Consider the following 2,696-nt stretch of genomic DNA (forward strand, 5'->3'; position numbering starts at 1 on the left):
GCAATGTGCTCTGGCTCGCGCTGGCGGCGATGGCGGTGTTCCAGGCGATCTACGGCGTCACCGCTCACGCGTCTGGCGCCGAGACCATCTTCGGGATCTGGCCGCGGAACACTCCCCACGCCGTACACGGCAGTTTCAGCAACTACAACCTCTTTGCCGCCTACCTGGCCCTGCTGTGGCCGCTCAGCGTTGCGGTCTGGTGGATTCGGGACATGCCCCTGTTGGGTCGCCTGCCACGGGAGCTCAAGTTCGCGGGCAGCCTGCTGGCCAGCGTCGTGATCGGCGCTGCGTTGTTTGCCTCCACGTCGCGGCTGGGCAGTGGGGCCGCCGTGGTGGGCGCGGCGGTCGCGCTGCTGCTTTGGTCCCGGCACCGACACCTGCTCCATGGAGCCTCGGTTTGGCCGGCCTACCTGGCGTTCGGCGGCGGCCTGCTCGCGGCTGCCTGGTACGGTCTGACGCCACTGGTCGAACGCCTGCTCGCGACCGGCACGCATGACATGCGGTTCGAGGTTCTCACCGTGGTTCGAGCTGAGCTACCCCTGAGCTGGTACTTGCACGGTGTGGGCCTGGGCGGGTTCGAGGCCATGTTCAAGCAGATCCAGCCGGGGCACTTGACCTTCTGGGTCGACTACGCGCACAGCGACGTCCTGCAATGGCTCCTGGAGATGGGGTTGGTCGGGGTCATCCTGCTGCTGGTGGTCATCGCGGGGCTGATCCGCGCTGCGCACCTGAGCACCGAGCGGATCGCCCTGTACGCCGGCCTGGCGGCACTGGCCCTCGTGGGCCTGGGCGATTTCAGCTGGCACATCCCCTCCACCCAGGTCGTACTGGCCATCTTCCTCGGCACACTTCTGCGCCGCCCCTCCCGTAGGTCGGGTTAGCGCAGCGTAACCCGACAGACCGTTGCCGCAAGAGATCGGTCTGTCCCAGTTGTGCTGCGCGCGACAAAGGCTGTGTGCAAAACGCTGCATGAGCAGCCGTTTATCACAAAAACAACTAGTTACAATAAGATGTAAAATCGATTTATACTTGCTATTCTGGACCGCCGAATGCCCGTGGCGGTCGATCGTCCCGTAAATCGTTGGGGGAATCCTAAAAGATTCAGAAAATTTATTGAAAGACATAGATCTAAGCCCGCGTCAATGCTTGTCGCGATAGGGGAATCGGGGTACGGTTTACACAAATTAACCGGTCGCGGTGGCCTCCGCCGGCCACCAAGAACCCCGAAAAGCCACCTCGTCAAGCCCGAGCGGCGGCGGTCGGGCCCGCCCTGGCACGGCACGGTCGTGCACGACGGTGGCGGTAGCGTGCCAGTTGTGGACCAATATCCCCGTTCGCGCCCCGGGCGCGCCCATCACCGCACCGCCACCAAAACCGAACCCCCCAAACCATCGCGTGCGCTCCCCGCGCCCACACAACCCGGCAATCCCTCATGCACAACTACAACACCCGCAAACGCATCCTCGTCACCGGTGGGGCAGGGTTCCTCGGCTCGCACCTGTGCGACCGCCTGCTCGATGCCGGCCACGACGTCCTCTGCGTCGACAACTTCTTCACCGGCACCAAGGACAACGTCAAGCACCTGTTCGATCACCCGCACTTCGAACTGATGCGCCACGACGTCACCTTCCCCCTGTATGTCGAGGTGGACGAGATCTACAATCTGGCCTGCCCGGCGTCGCCCATCCACTACCAGCACGACCCGGTGCAGACCACCAAGACCAGCGTGCACGGCGCGATCAACATGCTGGGGCTGGCCAAGCGCGTGAAGGCCAGGATCTTCCAGGCCTCGACCAGCGAGGTGTACGGCGACCCCGAGCTGCACCCCCAGCCTGAACGTTACTGGGGCCACGTGAACCCGATCGGCCCAAGAAGCTGCTATGACGAAGGCAAGCGTTGCGCCGAGACGCTGTTCTTCGACTACCAGCGCCAGCACGCGCTGGACATCAAGGTCGCGCGCATCTTCAACACCTACGGCCCGCGCATGCACCCGAACGACGGCCGCGTGGTCTCCAACTTCATCGTGCAGGCCTTGCGCAACGAGCCGATCACCCTCTACGGCGACGGCAACCAGAGCCGCTCGTTCTGCTACGTGGACGACCTGATCGAAGGCTTCCTGCGCCTGATGCAAAGCCCCAGCGGATTCACCGGCCCGGTGAACCTCGGCAACCCCGGCGAGTTCACGATGATCGAACTGGCCGAGGCCATCCGCGACCTCACCGGCTCGCGTTCGCCGCTGCAGCACCTGCCGCTCCCCGCCGACGACCCCCGCCAGCGCCAGCCGGACATCCGGCTTGCGCGCGAGCACCTTGACTGGGAGCCGAAGGTTGCGCTGCGGGAGGGGCTGAAGCCGACCATCGCCTATTTCGAGCGGCTGCTCGCCGGAGATTCCAAGCGGGATGAGGCGGTTGCATAAGCGCCGATTCGCGTGCGAGGTGCGCTCCCACAGGGGGTGAGCGGAATTCACTATCCTGGCGCCAGGGGCCGGCATCCCGTCGCACAGACGACCCTTGAAACCGCCCGTCTGCTACGGCAACTGAACCTGGCCCGGGAATCGCGTCACCTGAAGCCTGAGGTCGTCAAAACGCTGGATACCTATCTCGAACGACCCGCGCAAGCAGGAGGCCGGCTCGCGTTCCATTTCCGCGATCTCCTCTATTTCCGGTTGAAGGCCTCCCTGGAAGAATCCGGTGTGG

General features: G+C 64.4%; 2 protein-coding genes and 1 pseudogene. All 3 read left to right on the forward strand.

Going from position 1 to position 2,696, the window contains the following annotated elements; genetic code table 11:
- Window positions 1-881 (forward strand): O-antigen ligase family protein (locus EA346_RS08955; protein ID WP_296757723.1); only part of this gene is annotated, 881 nt, incomplete at its 5' end.
- A gap of 551 nt (window positions 882-1,432) precedes the next feature.
- Window positions 1,433-2,416: a UDP-glucuronic acid decarboxylase family protein gene (locus EA346_RS08960; RefSeq protein ID WP_296757725.1), complete on the forward strand. Its 984-nt coding sequence runs from the start codon at window positions 1,433-1,435 to the stop codon at window positions 2,414-2,416.
- 36 nt (window positions 2,417-2,452) lie between these two features.
- Window positions 2,453-2,696 (forward strand): annotated as a pseudogene (locus EA346_RS08965) (hypothetical protein); the annotation flags it as partial.

It is taken from the genome of Thioalkalivibrio sp. (genome assembly GCF_007692535.1).
Lineage (GTDB): Bacteria > Pseudomonadota > Gammaproteobacteria > Ectothiorhodospirales > Ectothiorhodospiraceae > Thioalkalivibrio.